Raw genomic sequence first — 18235 nt, forward strand, 5'->3', positions numbered from 1 at the left:
TGATGGCAGCCGCTGAGACCGACCCGTCTCGCCGCCAGTTCCTGAAGCAGTTCCCGGAAGGCTTCGGACTGGTCGATGACGCGCCCTGAGCACGCTGCCACACGCGCGGAGAGGGACGCAGCGAGCGCGGCCGCAGCGCGGATTCCGCTCGGTTAGTCGGTGGCCGCGGGCAGTGCCCCGTCTGATGACGGCCGCGCCGCGTGACGTCGTGGTGCGTGCGGCTAGGTCGGCGCGAGTTGTTCGTTGGCCGGCCTGGGAGATGTGCATGTCCTCGTTGGATGAGTTGCAGGCTCTGCTGGGCGAGCCTGATACCGGGCGTGCGGACCAGGACGGCTGGGACGAGGTCGAGCAGTACCTCGGTACACCCCTGCCCGGCGACTTCAGGGCGTTCGTAGGTCCCGTACGGCAGCGGGCTGGTCTGCGGCGAACTCGCTGTCTTTCATCATGCCGAGCATGTCCCGTACCCCTTCTACCCGGAGCCCGGAGGGCTGATCTCGTGGGGATACGACCTCAGCGGGGACGAGCTTCTTTCTGCCCTGCGACCCGGACCCGGACCGGTGGAAGGTCGTCACGATGGTTCATGAAGAGGGCTGCGTGACCTTCGACGTACGCTTCTCGACGTTCGTCCTCACGTTCGTGCGGCAACTGCTCGACGTGGACCGGCATCACGGCATCGACCCCGAAGCTCTGGAATACCTGGAACCGGAGGACCTCGAAGGATCGGAAAGCGGTGATGCCGTCAGCGTGTTGGTGTCCGTATCCTCCAGCGGGTGAGTCTGATCGAGGTAGGGCCGGGGCAGGTCGAGGTCGTCGTGCGGGGGCCGGGTGCGATGGCGCCCCGTGTCCGGCTGTTCGACTGGTCGCGTGCGGATGAGTACGAGTCGGCGTTCGCGGTGGAGGCCGTTGCCGACGGTGTGCGCGCACGGCTCGAGACCGTGACCGTCACCGCCTGGGACGACATGTGCGCGTTCTTCGATGCCCTCGCGCGTGACTTCCGCGGCTGGGAGGGAGAACGGGTCTGGAGCACCAACCACCTGACCGTGACAGCGGTCTTCGGCTCCGGCGGCCATGTGGATCTGGGATGGGCGCTTCGGCCCGGTCCCTTCTCCGGGGACTGGACGTGCACGGTGACGACCGTGATCGAGGCAGGTGAAGGGATGACGGCAGTCGCTGAAGACCTGCGGGCGTTCCTACATCAGGGATAGCCGCCCGGGCCGGTGGCCTCTCGTCTGCGGTTCAGCGGGCCGGAGACCGCCGGGACCGGGGTGCCAGGGACGGCGCTGCCCGCGCAGCTGCGCGGCTGTCAGCCGGCGAAGCTGAGCCACCTGGCGTCGGAATGCGCAAGGGCCTGCAGAGCGCTGCGGTGTGCGGCACCGGCCCACACGTCGAACTTACCGTCGTCCAAGGGAACCGCTGACGTACAGGACGAGTCCTGGCGCGACGTAGAAGCAGGCGCGGGCCTGGTGCCGGAAGAGCCGCAGAAGGTGTTCCAGCAGGTGGTACCAGCCACCTCGATTCGGCCGCAGGGCGGAGGCCGACGCAGGTACGGGGACCGACAGGTGCTGGCGGCCATCGACTTCGTGGCCACGACGGGCTGTACATGGCGCCAACTGCCGACGGTTCTCGGTCCGTCCGGGCCGACTGCGCACGACGGTTCACCAGTGGAGCCGGGCCCCACCGTCTGGGAGACGGCCCGAGATCGAAGACCAGGCCGCGCGGAGGCGGGGGTCAGTGAAGGTCTTCGTCCAGCCGCCGAACGACTCGTTGGAAGCGATGGCGACGCTGTTCTTCTCCTCGTGTTCGGTCAGGACCTGGAAGGAGTTCGGCGCCGTGGCGGTCGAGTTCCATGTGGCCGAGTTCGTCGATGCAGAGCAGGTCTAGGCGGCCGTAGCGGGCGATGGTCTTGTTCAGCTGCTTCTCGTCCGCGGCCTCAACCAGCTCATTGACCAGCTTCGTCGCGAGTGTGTAGCGGACGCGGCAGCCTTTCTTCGCGGCCTCGGTGAGAGCCGGCTTTGGCACAACTTCTGTGGGCCTGACGCGAGGCGGCAGTCCGTGCGTTGCACTACGTCCTGGTCGGCTGCGGTGCCGACGGGATTTGAACCCGCGAGACAGTTGGGAGCAGGTCCGCCCCGTCCCCGTCAGTCGCCGTGGGAGGGACCTCGCCCACGGCGATCGCAATAGACCGCTCTGCCACGGCACCGCAACCTGCGGAAACGCGCGCACTCCCGCTCTGACCAAGTGTAGAGACACTGTTCTCTGCGGACGAATCCTTTTTAGGTCGCCGCCAACCGTTTGCCGCACGGCCACAGAGGTTGTGCCAGAGCCGCTTCGGGTGAACAAGGCCAGCCGTGCACGGATCCCGCCCGGAACATCGCGGATCTGCGACCTCATGCAGCACTGGGGGCGGGCCCATCGTCGAACGGGAACCGGCGGAGCAAGAGCCGGCGACCGGGTACAGCACGGCCCGAGTAGCGCGTGCAGCAGCTGGCCGCGCTGCGCCGGCCCGGCTCGGGCTGCTATCCGTGCGGCGGCGCGGCCCATGTAAATGCTGCGCTGCACCCCGGACACCGCCCTGCTGCACCCAGCGACCGGCGCCGGCCGGCCGCCGGACGGCAGGCACTGCTCGTGCTGGCTCATCTACGATGCGGCCGAGGCGTATTGCCCTCCGTGGACCGGCTGGTGCAGGCGGGCAGAGAGCTTGACAACACGGTCCTCGCCGCTCCGGAACCTCTGCCGTCGCCTGACAAAGCCGCGCGCACCGTCTACCGGTACTCACCCGGTGGACACACCGGGCGAAGGCTTCGTGCTCCACCCGCACGCTGCACCCCGCCCGCCAGCAGTACGCCTCCGACTACGCGATTTTCGACGACGGTCGAATGCGTCACGTGCGTGTATCCTTCCGCTGTTTTCACCCCCGGCGATCTCGATCTGCTGGCGGAACTGGCTGGCCTGCGTCCTCGCTGGTCATCGATGCATCCTCCATGATCGGGAGTTACACCGAACGATTTACAGTCCCGTATCTGGACGTCGACGATCAGGCTCCGATATTGATTTCTACAGCACTGTAGTTTCTGACGTACGAGTGGTACCGGTGAGCCCTCGGCCGCGCCCGATGAGATACACGCGAGCGCCCCAGGATGACCTGGGGCGCTCGGGCATCAGGTGACTGTTCAGGCCGGGCGGGGCTGGAGGTAGCGGGCCAGCAGGTCGTCCAGGCTCACCATGCCGACGAGCTCGCAGGAGCCGTCGCGAACCACCGCGAGGGTGGCCCGGCGGCGGCGCAGCAGCTCGATCGCTTCGGCCACCATGGCTTCCTCACGTAGCTCGGGCACGGGGCGGGCCAGGGCGCGCGCGGTGGTGGGCCGGCCTTGGGAGCGGGCAACCAGGACGTCGCGGGCGTGCACCGAGCCGAGCACGACGTTGTCCTCGAGGACCAGAAGCCGAGTGCGGTCACTGGCGGTGGCCAGGGCCAGGATCTGTGGTGCGTCGGCGTCGGCGTCGACCGCGGTGATGGCGGCGGCCGGGATCTGGAGCTCGTGCACCGGGGTCTCCGGCTCGGTGAGCGAGCGGGTGAGCAGTTCTGAGTCGGTCTCGTTGATGAGGCCGAGCCGTTCGGACTCTTCCACCAGGTGGGTGAGCTGCTCGCGGTTGTGGACGGAGGCCAGCTCGTCACGCGGGGTGACCCGGCAGAGCCGGACGAGCGCGTTGCTGATGCGGTTGAGGACCCAGATGAGCGGGCGTACGGCGGTGGCGACGGCCCGGAAGGCCGGGGAGAGCAGCATCGCGGAACGCTCGGGATGGGCGATGGCCCACGACTTGGGCGCCATCTCGCCGAGCACCATGTGCAGGAAGACCACCACGATCATGGCCACGGCGAAGGCAATGCCGTAGCTGAGCGCGGTGGGCAGACCAAGCTTGTGCAGCAGCGGGTCGAGTTCGTGGGAGATCGCGGGCTTGGAGACAGAGCCGAGGCCCAGCGTGCACACGGTGATGCCGAGCTGGGCACCGGCCAGCATCAGGGACAGCTCACGCATCCCCGCCAGTGCGGCCTTGGCACCGCGCCGCCCCTCGGCGACCGCCTGTTCCATGCGGTGCCGTTTGGCGGCCACCAGAGCAAACTCGGCGGCGACGAAGAATCCGCTGCCGATGAGCAGCAGAACGGTGACGAAGAGCGCCATCGGGAAACTCATGCCTGCTCCTCCGCCTTGTCGGCCAGCCGCTCTATCCGGACCCGTTCCGGGACGTGCCGGTCCAGTGTGCGTACGTCGATCAGGACGCTGCCGCCGGCGTGAAGCTCCACGGCGAGCCGGTCACCGATGGTGGGGAAGCGGCCGAGCCGGTCGACGATCAGGCCGGCCACGGTGTCGTAGTCGTCCTCCTCGGGCAGCTTCACTCCGGTGGCACCGGCCACCTCGTCCAGACGGCGCCCGGCATCCACCAACCAGCCGGCCCCATCCGGCACCGCGACGGCGATGACGGTGTCCGACTCGTCGGCGATGTCACCCACCAGCTCCTCGGCGACATCCTCGTAGGTGACGACGCCCGCCACCCCGCCGTGTTCGTCGAGGACGACGGCGAACTCGTCGTCCCGCTCCCGCATTTGCTCCACAGCGGCCGGCAGGGGCAGGGTGTCCGGCAGGAGCAGCGTCTCCCGGGCCAGCGAACCGGCTGTGCTGGAGGTCTGCCGCTCGGCGGCCACGCCCATCAGCTCCCGTACCCCGAGCACACCCGCGACGTCGTCCGGGTGGTCTCCGAGCACGGGATAGTTGGAGTGGCCGTACCTTCCGACGAGCTCAATGGCCTCGGCAGCGGTGGCGTCCTTGCGGACGAACACCGCGTCGACGCGCGGCACCATCACTTCGCGCAGCGTTCGCTCGGAGAACTCCAGTACGTGGTCGACCAGCTCGGCCGTCTGGCGGGACAACTGTCCGTGGTCGCGGGACTCGCCGATCAGATGGCCCAGCTCCTCCAGTGTGGCGCCGTGGTGCAGCTCCTCGACCGGCTCGATACCGATCTTGCGTAGCAGCCTGTTCGCCGCGCCGTCGAAGACGCGTACCACCGGGCCGACCACCTTCAGGTAGGCCAGCGTGGAGCCCGCCAGTGCCTTGGCCAGCTCTTCCGGCACGGCGATGGCGAGGTTCTTCGGCGCCAGCTCGCCCAGCACCATCTGTACGACCGTGGCGAGGACGAATGCCAGCACCACCGAGATACCGGTGACGGCGCCGTCGGGAACACCTAGACCGGACAGCACCGGTCTCAGCAGCGCGGAGACAGCCGGCTCGGCGATGAATCCGACGACCAGGCCGGTCACCGTGATGCCGAGCTGGGCACCCGAGAGCATGAACGACAGCCGCTCGAGCACCTTCAGCGCATGGCCGGCCTTCTTGTCCCCTTCGTCGGCCTCCCGCGCGAGGGCGAGCCGGTCGGCCGAGACGTAGGAGAACTCCTGCGCGACGAAGTAGCCGGTGCCCGCTGTCAGCACGAACACGGCCAGCACACCCAGCCACGCTTCCACAGCACTCATCCCTCACCACCCCGCCTCGGGCCCTCGACAAACCGTGTGCGGAATGGCCGGGGACCGAGCCCCGAAGGGCCCGTCGATCTGGCGGACAAGCGCCGGCTCCTTACCTGTACGTGCAGACAGCAGAACGGTTCTGGCTGAAACCAGGTTCCCACCCCCGGCATGCGTCCCCCTCATTTCCGGCACACCGTCCCCAGTGAACGGCCTTCGGGCCAGGCAGCCTCTGGCCAGCCCAGGGGCGGATTTCGGCCTTTCCCGGCGAGGCAACCCGCAGGGCGCTCTTGATCCGCCGAGGCAACTCTATGCTTCTACTCGTTTGTAGAAACAGGCCTTGGGGCGACCCGGGCCCGCGCCTTGTGGAGACGACACGCATGCCCTCGATCGACCTGGACAAGGTGCTGGACAAGGCGTGGGCGGACAAGAGGCTGCCGGAGATACTCGCCGCCCCCGTGGCGGCGCTGAAGGGCGTCTCCGGCCGCGACGGTGAGCTGCTCCAGGAGGCGTTTGGCGTCAAGACTGTCGCGGACTTGGCCGACTTGCAGTACGTCCGCTGGGCGCAGGCCCTCGCCGCTCTCGAAGCAGCCAAGTAGTCGGCCGGGCAAGGGACGTAGTGCCGTCCGTCGCCGCGCAGGCGGACGGCACCTTTCTGAAGAATCACACGCACGCATAAGGAGTGGACGCCACGATGGTGTTCAAGCGACTTCTCGGCTCGCTCGGCGTGGGCGCCCCCACGGTCGACACGGTCCTCGATCCGGCGCCCGTTCTGCCCGGCGGCGCACTCAGCGGTCAGGTGCACCTCAAAGGTGGCCAGGCCGATTTCGCCATCGAGCACATCACGCTCGACCTCGTGGCCCGGGTCGAGGCCGAGCACGAGGAGGGGGAGAGCGAGGGCGTCGTCGTCTTCGACCGGTTCACCGTCGGCGGCGGCTTCCGGCTGGCCGCCGAAGAGGCACGCAGCGTCCCCTTCACCGTCGTATTGCCCTGGGAGACACCCGTCACCGAACTGTACGGGCAACCTCTGGGCATCGTGCTCGGTGTGCGCACCGAGCTCGCGGTCGCGGGCGCCAAGGACAAGGGCGACCTGGACCAGCTCACCGTCGGCCCGCTGCCGGCCCAGGAAGCGATCCTGGAAGCCCTCGGACAGCTCGGCTTCGGTTTCAAGTCCGCCGACCTCGAGTACGGACACATCGGCGGCACCGGGCAACAGCTCCCCTTCTACCAGGAGATCGAGCTCACCCCCGCACCCCAGCACGCCCACCAGGTCAACGAGATCGAGCTGACCTTCCTGGCCGGCCCCGCAGGACTGGAGGTGGTCCTGGAAGCCGACAAGCGCGGCGGCCTGTTCTCCTCCGGCCACGACGCGCTCACCCGTTTCACCGTCGGCCACCACGACAACCGCGACTGGACGGCGGAAGTCGACGGCTGGATCCGTCAGATCGTCGAGCACCGGTCCGCCTACGGGCACGGTGCGCCCTTCGCCGACCACGGACACCACGGCCACGGTGAACATCATCACGACGACAACCACCGCTCCGGCCCGGGTATGGGAACGGCGATCGCTGCCGGAGCCGCCGGCCTCGCGGTCGGTGTCGTCGGCGGCATGGTCGCCGCCGAAGTCGTCGACGAGGTGGGGGACTTCTTCGAGAGCGAGGACTGAGCGGCTGCCGGAGCCCACGCCAGGCCCAGGGACGGAGCCGCGCGCTCCGTTATCCGCTTTCCGACCACAGCACGAGCTTTCAACTGCCCCGAGCCGCATCGCGCAGGGGCTCACCTCAACCCGTTTGGAGTGTTCATGGCCCTGTGGGACCGCTTCAAGGAGTCCGCATCCCAGATGCAGACCCAGCTCACTGCGAAGAAGAACGACCTCAAGAGCGGCGCCTTCCGCGACGCGAGCATGGCGATGTGTGCGCTGGTCGCCGCAGCCGACGGCACCGTCGACTCCTCGGAACGACAGCGTGTCGCCCAGCTCATCGCCACCAACGACGTACTGCAGAATTTCCCCGCCGACGACCTGCACCGCCGCTTCGAGGACAACCTGAACAAGCTCGCCGCCGACTTCGCGCTCGGCAAGGTCAGCGTCCTCCAGGAGATCGCCAAGGCGAAGAAGAAGCCCGCCGAGGCCCGGGCCGTGGTGCAGATCGGCATCGTGATCGGCGGAGCCGACGGCGACTTCGACAAGGACGAGCAGGCCGTCGTTCGCGAGGCGTGCTACGCCCTCGACCTCCCGCCCCACGAGTTCGATCTCTGACCAGCGGACAGGCACCCGCGCGCCGGAGCGACCACAGTCGTGTGTCGTTCCGGCAGGTCTCTCCGTCCTTCGCAGCCGGGGCGACGCAGGCCACATCTGCGGACGACCGGGGTCGATCGGCACGCGAAGCGCTGCTCACCGGATGCGTTCAGGAACGAGATCGGTTCCCACGACGAGAGTCACCAGACCGGACGCGGCCTCCCCGTCCCGCTGAGACCGGGCACCGGGTGTCCTGCTTGCGAGCACCTCGGCCTGCCGCTCCAGGCCGGGCGGATAGCTCACCGTCGTATCGCTGCTCGCCTCAGCGTTGCCCGTGTCAACGACGGTGAAGCCCGCCTGACGAAGTTCCTCGGCGACGGCCGCGGCTCGCCCGGGCACTCCGGTGCCGTTGAGAACGCGCACCCTTACGGCAGAGGCATGGACCGGGTTCTCCACGTCCGCCTCCACCTGCTCCTTGTCGACCTCCGCGTCCTCGGCCAGTGACGTGAACACTTCGGCCGCTTGCGGATACTGCCACACGACGTTGGCCCTGTCCGTGGGCACATCGGCCTCACGAGGGTAGTTCGGCACGGTCAGGAAGGTGAGCCGGTCGCTGGGGATGCCCTTCAGTTCGGCAGCAAGGCCGTAGAGCGGTTTGATACCGGCCAGGTCCTTGTCCGTCGTCAACGACTTGGTGGCCGACTGCAGAAAGCCGTATAGGGAGCTGGGGTTCGTCAGCTTCGACTGCGCCTTGGCGGCCAGCGCCTCCATGAACTCCTGCTGCCTGCCGATGCGTCCGACGTCCGATCCGTCACCGACGCTGTAGCGGGCACGGACGTACCCCAGTGCCTCTTCGTCCCTGACGGTCTGGCAGCCCGCCTCCAGGTCCAGGTGGGCCTTCTTGTCATGGATGGCCTCCTCGGGACACACCTCTATGCCGTTCAGAGCGTTGACCATGCCCTTGAAACCCTGGAAGTCGACGGACACGAAGTGGTCGATGCGCAGGCCGGTGCGGGCCTCCACCGTCTTGATGGTGCAGGCGGCCGCACTGGCCACGTCGCCGCTCGTACCACCGATCGCGAACGCCTCGTTGATCTTGGCGTGATGGGATGCGGACATCGCGCCATCGCCCTTGTCACAGGCGGATATCTCCACCCACGAGTCGCGCGGGAATGACACGACCGTGGCCCACTCGCGGTTCGCGGGTACGTGCAGCACCATCAGCGTGTCCGACTGCATGGTTGTCAGACCCTTGCCGTACTCGGCGTTGTCGCCGTCCCGACTGTCGGAGCCGACCACCAGGATGTTCTTCGAGCCGGGACTGAGGTTCTCGGGGCGATCGCCGCCCAACTTGTTGTCGACGTCAGCGGCGTCGATGTTGCCGTCCAGATCCTTGTAGACCCATGCTCCGAACCCGGCGACACCCAAGATGAGCACGGAGCACACGCCGGCGCCCCACAGCAGGATCCGTCCCCGCCTGGTCAGCCGGGGTGGCCTGTCCGAGGAAGCGCGCCGTCTTCCCTTACCGCCCATTGAGGACGATCCTCCGCTCAGCCGTGCCGCCCGGTCTCTGGTGTCCGGCACCCGGCGTCTTCGCCGCCGAGCAGCAGAACTCTACATTGATGTAGAAGTTCGGGGGAATGTCAGGAGAGCCGCACCGTCGGGTACGGTCGTGCCGCTCACCACGACCGCACGTGTGCCGCCTGCCGCCGGCATCCTCACCGACAGGCTGTCGCCGATCGCCCGCGAACTCGCCGCATGGGCCTTCGCCGGGGTTCCCACCGCAGTCGCGTCGGCAGGCCGCGCCTGGCTCTCGACCCTCTCGATCAGAGCGGTGTCGCAGCGTGCAGGATGAAGAACATGGTCACGGCCGAGTTCGCGGACGACATCGCCGACACGGCGGTGCCCGCCGCCGCCGCCCACGCCGCCCACCCCACCGAAGTGGACACCGACGGCCAAGTGCGCGGCACCGGAGCGGGCTTCAGCAGGGCGGCCACCCTGCGCGGCACCGGCCCCGGCCCGGCCATGCCCGCCAGTGTCGCCACGGGCACTTCGCGTGACACCAGAGCCGCCTTGCCGATCGCATGCGCCACGACCCGCCGGCTCCCCACGGCACTGGCCGCTTCCTCGTCGGCCCACCGTTCCGCCGCGTACGTCACCGTGGAGCGCAGTGGTCGCAGGAATGGGTTGGCACGTGAGGCCAATTGCACAGCGAGCAGATAGCGGTGATGTCGCCCGGCAAGGTGTGCCCGCTCGTGGGCGAACAGCGCCCGGCGCTCCGCCGGTTCCAGGCAGCCAAGCAGGGCGGTGGTCACCACGACTCGGTCTCGTCGTGCGCCGGGCAAGGCGTACGCGTAAGGGACGTCGTCCGCGAGGACGGCCACCGTGGTATCCGGCAGTCCGGTCAGCGCGCGGTGAGCACGACGGCGTACCCGACCGTGCCGCCACAGCGTCCGCCCGCAGGCCAGGAGCACCGCACCCAGAGACGGGATCGCCACCTTCCCGGCCACTTCGTCGAAGGGAACGGCCGCGCGCACCTCCGGGTCGGACCAGCCGTCGGGCAGAGGATTCCCCGGCAGCTGCGCCGTCCCGACCACCATGACCAGTGCCAGGCACACCGTGCTGCACAGCGCCATCACAGTGGCCACAACGGTGAGCAGCCTGGTCGCTGTCCGCGGGTGCAGATGCTGCTCGGCCAGCCGGGAGATCGGCCAAGCGGTAAGCGGCAGGACGAGCGGCAGGAAGACGAAGACCCCCATGAGGCGTCAGTCTCCTTCGTCGCTCCGCGGCTGAGCCAGCAGGCCGCGCAGAAGCTGTTCGTCAGCCGGGTCGAGCGCAGTGAGGAAGCTGGTCAGCACCGCCTCCCTGTCGTTCTCCGCGTCCAGGACCCGGCGCATCTTCCGCGCCGCCAGACCCGCCTGGTCGGCGACCGGCCGCCAGACGAACGAACGGCCTGCCCGCTCACGGGCCACCACACCCTTGTCCAGCAACCGGGTCAAGATAGTGATCACCGTCGTGTAGGCGAGATCCTCGCCAAGGTGCTCGTGCACCTGGCCGGCCGTGGCCGGCTCGCCCGTCTCCCGCAGCGCCGACAGCACCAGCGCCTCGAGCTCACCCTGCCCCCGCCGCCGGGGACGCCGACTGTCCGCCACGCCCCGCCTCCCTTCCGCCCATCGCCCGTTTCCCAGACGGACATCGTATAGACGCCCCCGACCACCACACCCTCTACATCACTGTAGAAGATAGGCTGTGCCGGGGACGTTCACCTCAGGAACAACACGGCGGTGAGGAGCGCGGAAATATGGGTGTCATCGCCTGGCTGGTGCTGGGACTGCTCGCCGGAGCGATCGCCAAGGCGATCCTGCCCGGACGGGATCCCGGCGGTTGCGTCGGCACGACGGTGATCGGCATCGCCGGTGCCTTCCTCGGTGGCTGGCTGTCGGCCGAGTTCCTCGACCGACCGGTGCAGCGGGAGTTCTTCGACGCCGCGACATGGGGGTCTGCCGTCGTCGGCGCCCTCGTCCTTCTGGTCGGCTACCGCCTGCTGTTCGGCAACTCCCGGGACTGACAGCCCCACAAGCTCTTGCCCCCTCTCTCCGACATCCGTGGCCCCGCACACAGCGCGGGCCACACCACACCTACCGAGAAGGAGTACGCAATGGGAGTCTCCCTGGCCAAGGGCGGCAACGTCTCGCTGAGCAAGGAGGCGCCGGGCCTGACCGCCGTACTGGTCGGCCTGGGCTGGGACGTGCGCACCACGACCGGCACCGACTACGACCTGGACGCCTCGGCGCTGCTCCTCGACGCCACCGGCAAGGTCCCGACGGACGGTCACTTCGTCTTCTACAACAACCTCACCAGCCCCGACGGCTCGGTCGAGCACACCGGCGACAACCTCACCGGCGAGGGCGAGGGCGACGACGAAGCCGTCAAGGTGAACCTCGCCGCCGTCCCCGCCGAGGTCGACAGGATCGCCTTCCCGGTCTCCATCCACGATGCGAACAACCGCGGCCAGAGCTTCGGCCAGGTCCGCAACGCCTTCATCCGCGTCGTCAATCAGGCCGACCAACAGGAGATCGCCCGCTACGACCTCTCCGAGGACGCCTCGACCGAGACCGCGATGGTCTTCGGCGAGCTCTACCGGCACGGCGCCGAGTGGAAGTTCCGGGCCGTCGGCCAGGGCTACGCCTCCGGACTGGCCGGAATTGCCGCCGACTTCGGCGTCAACGTCTGACGGAGCCACGTCGGTCCTGCTCACCGGAGCAGGACCTCGCTCTCCCCCCGAGCCGGCTCAGCTCACTGCTCACGATCCTTCAACGCCTTCTTCTCACTTCGGAGAATGCGTGCGGCCTTGCCCGCCGAGCGCAGGAGCAGTTCGGACTGGTGCGGGAGTTCGCCCTCTCGGCCCCGGAGATCGTCCACTTCACCGTGATGACGCCCTACCACGGCACGGAGACCTGGCACACGGAGTCGCGCCGGCTCACCACCCGCGACTACCGCCTCTTCGACATCCAGCACGCCGTGGTCCCCACCGCACTGTCCCTGGAGCGATTCTACGAGGAGCTGGTGCGCACCCAGGCCGTGATCAACCGCAAGCACCTGGGCCTGCGCACCGCGTTCGGCGCGGCCCGCATCCTCGGCCGGAACCTGCTGCACGGGCAGACCGACTTCGTCCGGATGCTGCGGAAGTTCAACCAGGTCTACAACCCGCACCGTCAACTGGCCGACCACGCCTGTCCGGTCAGCTACGAGCTGCCCCTGCCCAAGCGGCTCGACGCCGGTGACCGATGTCCGCTGTACGTGCACACGCGCGGCGGTTCCAAAGACACGCCCGCGGGCCCCGCCGCCGACTGACGGAAAGGAACTGGTACCCGCGAGCCCTGCCCCTTGACGCTCTTTGCATAATGCAAAAGTGAGGAAGGGGAAGCAGTGAGCGTCATACACAGTGAACGACGGGCCGGTCGCCCGGTCTCGGACATCCGGGGCTCGATGATGATTCTGGCCATGCTGGTCGGAGCGGGGACGGGGCTGGGTTCGATCGCCTTCCGGTGGTGCATCCAGACCTTCACCCGGTTCTTCTCGGGGCACGACGACTACGCGGCGGCACCAGGGAGCAGCAACCCGCACGTCTCCTGGCTGGGCCCCTTCTTCGTGCTCGCGGTGCCGGTCGTCGGCGGGCTGCTGTACGGGCCTCTGGTCAACCGGTTCGCCAAGGAGGCACGCGGTCATGGTGTCCCGGAGGTCATGCTCGCGGTGGCGCAGCGCGGTGGGCGGATCAGTCCCAAGGTCGCCGTGGTCAAGACCATCGCCTCGGCACTGGCCATCGGATCGGGAGGGTCGGTGGGCCGCGAGGGGCCGATCGTGCAGATCGGCTCCGCGCTCGGGTCGACTGCGGGCCGGCTGACCAGGCTCCCCGAGGACCGGGTGAAGCTCCTGGTCGCGTGCGGCGCGGCGGGCGGCATCGCCGCCACCTTCAATGCCCCGCTGGCCGGAGTCATCTTCGCGATGGAACTGATATTGGCCGCCTTCAGCATCGAGGCGTTCGGTGCCACCGTCCTCGCCAGCGTCGTGGCCAGCATCATCGGCCGCGCCGCATTCGGAGACGTGGCCTTTCTCACCCTGCCCGCCTTCCATGTGCAGCACCTGATCCAGTACGCCCTCTTCGCCGTCCTGGGAGTCCTCGCCGGCGGGGTCGGGGTCGCCTTCACGCGCGTCCTGTACGCGATCGAGGACGCCTGCGACTGGGTCTGGCGCGGGCCGGAGTGGCTGCGCCCCGCGGCGGGCGGCCTGGTCCTCGGCATCGTCCTGCTCGCCCTGCCGGAGATGTACGGCGTGGGGTACCCGGTACTGGAAGGCGCCACCGAGGGCAAGTACGCGATCGGATTCCTCCTGGTACTGCTCCTGGGCAAGATGATCGCCACCAGTCTGACCATCGGCATCGGCGGGTCGGGCGGGGTGTTCGCGCCCAGCCTGTTCATCGGGGCGACGCTGGGCGCGGCATTCGGCGCCGGCGTACACACCATGCTGCCCGGGGCCACAGGCGCGGTCGGCGCGTACGCGCTGGTCGGCATGGGGGCCGTCTTCGCGGGCGCCTCCCGCGCCCCGATCACGGCCGTGGTGATCCTCTTCGAACTCACCGGCGAATACTCGATCATCCTTCCGTTGATGCTGGCGATCGTCCTGGCCACCGTCACCAGCCGGGTGCTGACCAGGGACACCGTCTACACCCTCAAACTGCGCCGCCGCGGCATCGACTTGGAGGGCCCGGCAGCAGGCGCGGCCATCGGCGGCGAGGCGGTCGCCAATGTCATGGAACCACTGCCGGCCCCGGTGGCCGACTCCTTGAAGCTGGCGGAAGCCGCTCGTCTCCTGAGCCGTTCCGAACACGGAGCCCTGCCGGTTCGTGATCCCGAGGGCGCGTACCTGGGCGTCGTCACCGCGCGCGCAGTGACCGAAGCCCTGGCGGAACAACCCGACGGCGCACCGTCGGTGACGGGCGACCTCGTGGAGATGCCACCACGCGTGACCGCCGACCAGCAACTCGCACACGCGCTGCATTCCCTGCTGTCCGCCTCCGGCACGGGACTCCCGGTCCTGGACGCCGGAAGGGACGAACCGGTCGGCTGGCTGAGCCATCAAGGCGCCCTGAGATCACTGCACCCGCCACAGGACACCTCGACGGCCGCCTCTCCCCGGTGACGAAGGAGAAGGCTCCGGCCCCCGCCGAGCCGCGCGCTGTCTCCTTTCGGCGTTCGCCCGTCACCGGTCACGAGACGTGCGGCCCCGCCGAGGTGGGCGCCCGGCGAAGTCGGAGGGCCAGGCCTTCGCGACACATCCCTTCAGCCCCTTGATCTGCTGCATCATCACCGGTGCGGGCCGACCCGCACCAGGGCAGGTCTCACGACCGTGCCCGGTTCGGTGCCCGACCTCGTGATTGATGACGAGCGCCCGGTACTCCTCGATCGGTCCGTCGAACTCCGGCGAACCGAACAGCCAGCGCCGCAGATTCACCACCACCGTGCGGCCGACACTGCAATTGACCTCACCGTGCGTGTCCAGGCCCGCCACCCCGCACAGACAGTCCACCGTGTGCGGCGCGGCGACCTTCACGACGAAGTCGCGCGGCCCCGATGCCACGAGCGGGAGTTCACGCCGTCGCTGTCCCAGCCGCGCGGATCTCCCAGGATTCCGGCGATCTCCCGCGCCGCAGCATCCGCCACGACGCTGCTACCGTCCTCACCGCGGCGGCCCCGGGTCTATGGCCACGGCCCGTGCGGTCCAGGCGGGAGCAGGTCCTCCAAAGCGCCACGATCGGCGAGCGGAAGGCTCGCGATCCCACGGCTCCTCGGACACTACCCCAGGGAACGCGGTACCACGGTTCCGGGCAAGCGCACCGCTGCGGTCGGTCCACCGCGGGCCCGGCGGCTCATACTTGACTGTGCGGGAAAGCCCCGCGGTTCAAGCGTTGATTGTTGCCGGTGTCCGGCAACCACGTACGCGGGCCGCGACCGATGACCGTCCGAGAGGGAGCCTGTGAAGCGACGCCGGCTCGGGCCGCTCAGCCCGAGTCGGCGTCGCCTACACCGGGGTGTACGAAGAGAGCGGCCGCCGACTACTGCGAGGCCGTCCGCGCGTCCTCCCGGGGGTCACATCTTCTCCTTCCAGCCGATCCGCACCAGCCAGGCATTGACCGGCCAGGCGGTGAAGAAGCCGAGAACCATGGACATCTGCATCAACATCCAGTACGCAGCACTCGTCTTCGGCAGGCCGGGCGAGAAGATCACCTCCTGATAGAGCCACATGCCGAGGAAGAGGCCGACCTGAAACGCGATGATGGACAGGGTGTCCGCCTTCACGGCTGCCCAGACGCCCTTGAGCCGGCCGATGTTGCGCATGGGGACGATGGTGAAGTACTGGAAGAGGATGCCCAGAATCCAGGCGAAGGCGAAGTCCAAGGCGAAGTCGGCGTAGAGGGCCTTGCCTGCGAGCGTGAGTGAGGCCGCGTAGACGAGCCACTCGGCACCAATGTCTCCCAGGGTGCACCCGGCCCCGCAGTGGCTGATGGCCTTCGACTGCACGTCCCACTTGGGCAGCTTGTCGGAGTCTGGCATGCCCCGCTCTTCGACCAGCGGCTTCGAGGTGCGCCGACCGCGCGTGAAGTAGAACCACACGGCGACCGGCCCCCAGTACAGGGCGGTGACCGGATACACCACATTCATGATCCACATCTTCTGGCGCCGGCCGCCGAGAACGATGTCAGCCAGGATGACGAGCACACTGGCGAAGGCCACGGCCAGGCTGAACCAACCCACCGCCTCGACCCAGCCGGCCGGCTGCACCTGCCGCTCCATACGTTCACCTGCCCGCTCGTCGACGTCACCGTTGATCAGGCGGCCGGGTACCCCGGCGGGGGCCGGCCAGTACAGAGACGCTGGGCCGGTGGCGTGGCCCGGACGTCTCGTGTCAGGGTGACCTCTTCGGAGAAGGTCGCCGCCCGACGCCGCCACTCATTCACGGACGATTTGCGTGACTGGCACCCTGGCCACCAGGACGATCAGGACCTGGGGACGACCGGGTGGTCAAGCTGGCGAAAGGACCGCACCACTGCGATGACACAGGCGATGACCAGGCTGACGACCCAGCCGCCCAGACTCCTCAGCGCGTCCACGATGCTCGTCGCGCCCTCCACACCGCGCGGAGGTACCAGCCCTTTCGGATCGTAGACGAGCGCCAGCGCGTCCCCCGGCCGGGTGGACCGCGTGCACCCCCGCCAGATCCGGGCGGCGGAGGGCGCTCCGTCACGGTTTTCCACCGAGCAGATGTAGCGGCCCCGGGCCCCAGACGCCTCCTCACGCGCCTGGACAGACCTCACGACCACGGACCGCTCCTGCCCCCGGGCCGTGAGGACCACGCCGGCTGCGATCTGAGGCGTGTGCAGTGCGAGGCCCACGGCCAGGACGGCGACGATCCCCACCAAGGCCCGGCCGGCGCGAACGAGGAACAAGTAGAGGACCAGCCCCAGCGCGCACACCACGCCTGCATCGCCCGCGACGAAGGCGGACTCGCCGGTCCAGGCGCCGAAGAATCCGGCACCCACGATCAGCCCCGTACCGAGGACTCCGGCGCAAAGGCCCTCGCCGATCAACATTCGAGGCGGCAGGCCCATGAACTCCGCAGGCCCCCAGACCATGGCGCGCACATGAGCCGCCGCGTAAGACCCGTCGACGGACGGACCAGAGTGCAGTCTGCTCATACGTAGGCCCCCCCTCACACCCGCAACGGGCATGGGACTCGCACCCATGCATCATTGCATTATGCAAAATAGCGTCGGGTATCGTCACTCCCAGCCGAGCGGAGACAGCTCGGTGTCGGCAGCCGGCGCGGAGGGCTCCGCGCCCGCCTCATTGAAGGCGGCCAGGGCGCCGATCAGCACCAACCGCTGCTCCGGTCCCAGACGTTCGACGATGGCGGCAATCTCCGCGCGCCGCCGGGCGGTGACCTCCTCGACCGTACGGCGACCCTCCGGCGTCAGACGCAGCAGGGTCTCGCGTCGGTTGTCGGGATTGACCTGGCGGTCCGCCAGCCCGGCGGCGATGAGCCGGTCCACCATGCGCATGGCAGTAGAGGGAGCGACATGGAGGAACTCGGCGAGAGCGACCAGCTTGCTGGCACCCCGGGTGGACAGGACGACCAGCATCCGGAACTGCGGCAACGTTACCCGGTCCTCGACAGCGGACAGAGAACGGGCGGAGACCGCCACCAGCAGCCGGGACGCGGTCAGCACCTCCCGCGTGACGGCATCGACATCGTCCGTGGCCCCCTCGTGGGACCCGCGCTCCACCATGGATCCTTTCTACCCGGGATCCATCATTTAGACTGTGCAAAATTTTGCCTGCCGAAGTGACGAACCACGGGTCTTCCGCCCCGTCGAGACGGGGAGTGGACACCACCCACCCTCTGGAAGGCGAGCATGACACCTGATGAAGCGGACCCCGCCAGACCACGCGTTCCCACTGGCTGGCGTCGGCTGGCCGCTCGCGCGCCCATCCTCATGTTCCGGGCCGGCCTGGGACCCCTGCTCGGCAAACGGTTGCTGCTGTTGCACCATGTGGGCCGAGTCAGCGGAAGCGATCGCAGAGTGGTCCTCGAAGTCGTGGCGCACGAGGCCCCGTACCGCTCCTGGACAGTCGCGTCCGGCTTCGGCCCGCGCGCCGACTGGTACCGCAACCTACGTGCCCAGCCGAAGACGGTCGTGCAGTACGGCAACCGCCACCACGCAGTCACCGCCCGCTTCCTCACTTCGGACGAAGGCGCCGAGATCATGACGCACTACGGCCGGCGCCACCCTCGCACCGCCCGCCGCCTGTGCGCCTACCTGGGACTGCCCGCCGACGGCACCGAGTCGGCCCTGCGCGAAGCCGGGCGCACGATCCCCTTCGTCCGCCTCGAGACAGACACCTGTCCACCGGACACAGATCGGAAGAGCG

General features: G+C 68.6%; 17 protein-coding genes, 1 tRNA gene and 4 pseudogenes. 11 read left to right on the forward strand and 11 right to left on the reverse strand.

Annotation, left to right across the window (positions count from 1 at the left end; translation table 11 throughout):
• The first annotated feature begins 594 nt into the window (after positions 1-594).
• The 3 genes and pseudogenes from GTW67_RS37920 to GTW67_RS37925 all read left to right on the forward strand — a co-directional run.
• Positions 595-774, forward strand: coding sequence for a hypothetical protein (locus GTW67_RS37920; RefSeq protein WP_237518718.1), 180 nt, complete (start codon positions 595-597; stop codon positions 772-774).
• The gene (locus GTW67_RS28155; RefSeq protein WP_161163974.1) at positions 771-1205 is read left to right on the forward strand and encodes a DUF6228 family protein; all 435 of its coding nucleotides are present in this window, start codon (positions 771-773) and stop codon (positions 1203-1205) included. Before GTW67_RS37920 ends, GTW67_RS28155 begins: the two co-directional genes overlap by 4 nt.
• Before the next feature lie 255 nt (positions 1206-1460).
• Positions 1461-1646, forward strand: a pseudogene (locus tag GTW67_RS37925) (transposase); the annotation flags it as partial.
• Positions 1647-1655: 9 nt separating this feature from the next.
• On the opposite strand, the pseudogene GTW67_RS28165 reads toward GTW67_RS37925, so the two are convergent.
• The 4 genes and pseudogenes from GTW67_RS28165 to GTW67_RS28180 all read right to left on the reverse strand — a co-directional run.
• Positions 1656-2001 (reverse strand): annotated as a pseudogene (locus GTW67_RS28165) (ATP-binding protein); the annotation flags it as partial.
• Positions 2002-2080: 79 nt separating this feature from the next.
• Positions 2081-2200: transfer RNA gene (locus tag GTW67_RS28170), tRNA-Gly, on the reverse strand.
• Between the two features lie 970 nt (positions 2201-3170).
• The gene (locus GTW67_RS28175; protein ID WP_161167578.1) at positions 3171-4190 is read right to left on the reverse strand and encodes a hemolysin family protein; all 1020 of its coding nucleotides are present in this window, start codon (positions 4188-4190) and stop codon (positions 3171-3173) included.
• Positions 4187-5524, reverse strand: a complete 1338-nt coding sequence (locus GTW67_RS28180; RefSeq protein ID WP_161167579.1) for a hemolysin family protein — start codon at positions 5522-5524, stop codon at positions 4187-4189. The genes GTW67_RS28175 and GTW67_RS28180 overlap by 4 nt, the downstream gene beginning before the upstream one ends.
• A gap of 368 nt (positions 5525-5892) precedes the next feature.
• Between GTW67_RS28180 and GTW67_RS28185 the strand changes: the two genes are divergently transcribed.
• From GTW67_RS28185 to GTW67_RS28195, 3 genes are all read left to right on the forward strand, one after another.
• On the forward strand, positions 5893-6111 hold the full coding sequence (locus GTW67_RS28185; RefSeq protein WP_161167580.1) for a hypothetical protein: 219 nt from the start codon (positions 5893-5895) through the stop codon (positions 6109-6111).
• Between the two features lie 95 nt (positions 6112-6206).
• The gene (locus GTW67_RS28190; protein WP_161167581.1) at positions 6207-7178 is read left to right on the forward strand and encodes a sporulation protein; all 972 of its coding nucleotides are present in this window, start codon (positions 6207-6209) and stop codon (positions 7176-7178) included.
• A 135-nt stretch (positions 7179-7313) separates the two neighbouring features.
• Positions 7314-7769 (forward strand): tellurite resistance TerB family protein, encoded by a 456-nt coding sequence (locus GTW67_RS28195; RefSeq protein WP_161167582.1) that lies wholly within the window; start codon positions 7314-7316, stop codon positions 7767-7769.
• 135 nt (positions 7770-7904) lie between these two features.
• Here the strand turns inward: GTW67_RS28195 and GTW67_RS28200 are convergent, their stop codons facing one another.
• From GTW67_RS28200 to GTW67_RS28210, 3 genes are all read right to left on the reverse strand, one after another.
• Entirely contained in the window at positions 7905-9281 is a 1377-nt protein-coding gene (locus GTW67_RS28200; protein WP_202437804.1) for an LCP family protein, read from the reverse strand.
• A gap of 293 nt (positions 9282-9574) precedes the next feature.
• On the reverse strand, positions 9575-10507 hold the full coding sequence (locus GTW67_RS28205; protein ID WP_161167583.1) for a M56 family metallopeptidase: 933 nt from the start codon (positions 10505-10507) through the stop codon (positions 9575-9577).
• A 6-nt stretch (positions 10508-10513) separates the two neighbouring features.
• Positions 10514-10900, reverse strand: a complete 387-nt coding sequence (locus GTW67_RS28210) for a BlaI/MecI/CopY family transcriptional regulator (RefSeq protein WP_161167584.1) — start codon at positions 10898-10900, stop codon at positions 10514-10516.
• 149 nt (positions 10901-11049) lie between these two features.
• Here GTW67_RS28210 and GTW67_RS28215 point away from each other — a divergent pair, with 149 nt between their 5' ends.
• From GTW67_RS28215 to GTW67_RS28230, 4 genes and pseudogenes are all read left to right on the forward strand, one after another.
• Entirely contained in the window at positions 11050-11316 is a 267-nt protein-coding gene (locus GTW67_RS28215; protein ID WP_161167585.1) for a GlsB/YeaQ/YmgE family stress response membrane protein, read from the forward strand.
• A 90-nt stretch (positions 11317-11406) separates the two neighbouring features.
• Complete coding sequence (locus GTW67_RS28220) at positions 11407-11982, forward strand: TerD family protein (RefSeq protein ID WP_161167586.1); 576 nt, start codon at positions 11407-11409, stop codon at positions 11980-11982.
• A 134-nt stretch (positions 11983-12116) separates the two neighbouring features.
• Positions 12117-12602, forward strand: a pseudogene (locus GTW67_RS28225) (hopanoid C-3 methylase HpnR); the annotation flags it as partial.
• A gap of 138 nt (positions 12603-12740) precedes the next feature.
• Complete coding sequence (locus tag GTW67_RS28230; RefSeq protein ID WP_161167591.1) at positions 12741-14447, forward strand: chloride channel protein; 1707 nt, start codon at positions 12741-12743, stop codon at positions 14445-14447.
• 67 nt (positions 14448-14514) lie between these two features.
• Here the strand turns inward: GTW67_RS28230 and GTW67_RS28235 are convergent.
• The 4 genes and pseudogenes from GTW67_RS28235 to GTW67_RS28250 form a co-directional block, all read right to left on the reverse strand.
• Positions 14515-14986, reverse strand: a pseudogene (locus GTW67_RS28235) (DUF3152 domain-containing protein); the annotation flags it as partial.
• A gap of 408 nt (positions 14987-15394) precedes the next feature.
• On the reverse strand, positions 15395-16099 hold the full coding sequence (locus GTW67_RS28240) for a DUF4396 domain-containing protein (RefSeq protein WP_161167587.1): 705 nt from the start codon (positions 16097-16099) through the stop codon (positions 15395-15397).
• A gap of 203 nt (positions 16100-16302) precedes the next feature.
• Positions 16303-16938, reverse strand: coding sequence for a hypothetical protein (locus tag GTW67_RS28245; RefSeq protein ID WP_161167592.1), 636 nt, complete (start codon positions 16936-16938; stop codon positions 16303-16305).
• Between the two features lie 147 nt (positions 16939-17085).
• The gene (locus GTW67_RS28250; RefSeq protein WP_161167588.1) at positions 17086-17592 is read right to left on the reverse strand and encodes a MarR family winged helix-turn-helix transcriptional regulator; all 507 of its coding nucleotides are present in this window, start codon (positions 17590-17592) and stop codon (positions 17086-17088) included.
• Positions 17593-17718: 126 nt separating this feature from the next.
• Here GTW67_RS28250 and GTW67_RS28255 point away from each other — a divergent pair.
• Positions 17719-18235 (forward strand): nitroreductase family deazaflavin-dependent oxidoreductase (locus GTW67_RS28255; RefSeq protein WP_161167589.1); only part of this gene is annotated, 517 nt, incomplete at its 3' end.

It is taken from the genome of Streptomyces sp. SID5910 (assembly GCF_009862125.1).
Lineage (GTDB): Bacteria > Actinomycetota > Actinomycetes > Streptomycetales > Streptomycetaceae > Streptomyces.

What these genes read in the sequence shown, in the direction of transcription:
- GTW67_RS28175 (WP_161167578.1), bottom strand. Translation starts at nt 4,190, where the DNA reads ATGAGTTTCCCGATGGCGCTCTTCGTCACCGTTCTGCTGCTCATCGGC.
- GTW67_RS28180 (WP_161167579.1), bottom strand. Translation starts at nt 5,524, where the DNA reads ATGAGTGCTGTGGAAGCGTGGCTGGGTGTGCTGGCCGTGTTCGTGCTG.
- GTW67_RS28185 (WP_161167580.1), top strand. Translation starts at nt 5,893, where the DNA reads ATGCCCTCGATCGACCTGGACAAGGTGCTGGACAAGGCGTGGGCGGAC.
- GTW67_RS28190 (WP_161167581.1), top strand. Translation starts at nt 6,207, where the DNA reads ATGGTGTTCAAGCGACTTCTCGGCTCGCTCGGCGTGGGCGCCCCCACG.
- GTW67_RS28195 (WP_161167582.1), top strand. Translation starts at nt 7,314, where the DNA reads ATGGCCCTGTGGGACCGCTTCAAGGAGTCCGCATCCCAGATGCAGACC.
- GTW67_RS28200 (WP_202437804.1), bottom strand. Translation starts at nt 9,281, where the DNA reads ATGGGCGGTAAGGGAAGACGGCGCGCTTCCTCGGACAGGCCACCCCGG.
- GTW67_RS28205 (WP_161167583.1), bottom strand. Translation starts at nt 10,507, where the DNA reads ATGGGGGTCTTCGTCTTCCTGCCGCTCGTCCTGCCGCTTACCGCTTGG.
- GTW67_RS28215 (WP_161167585.1), top strand. Translation starts at nt 11,050, where the DNA reads ATGGGTGTCATCGCCTGGCTGGTGCTGGGACTGCTCGCCGGAGCGATC.
- GTW67_RS28220 (WP_161167586.1), top strand. Translation starts at nt 11,407, where the DNA reads ATGGGAGTCTCCCTGGCCAAGGGCGGCAACGTCTCGCTGAGCAAGGAG.
- GTW67_RS28230 (WP_161167591.1), top strand. Translation starts at nt 12,741, where the DNA reads ATGATTCTGGCCATGCTGGTCGGAGCGGGGACGGGGCTGGGTTCGATC.
- GTW67_RS28240 (WP_161167587.1), bottom strand. Translation starts at nt 16,099, where the DNA reads ATGGAGCGGCAGGTGCAGCCGGCCGGCTGGGTCGAGGCGGTGGGTTGG.
- GTW67_RS28245 (WP_161167592.1), bottom strand. Translation starts at nt 16,938, where the DNA reads ATGGTCTGGGGGCCTGCGGAGTTCATGGGCCTGCCGCCTCGAATGTTG.
- GTW67_RS28250 (WP_161167588.1), bottom strand. Translation starts at nt 17,592, where the DNA reads ATGGTGGAGCGCGGGTCCCACGAGGGGGCCACGGACGATGTCGATGCC.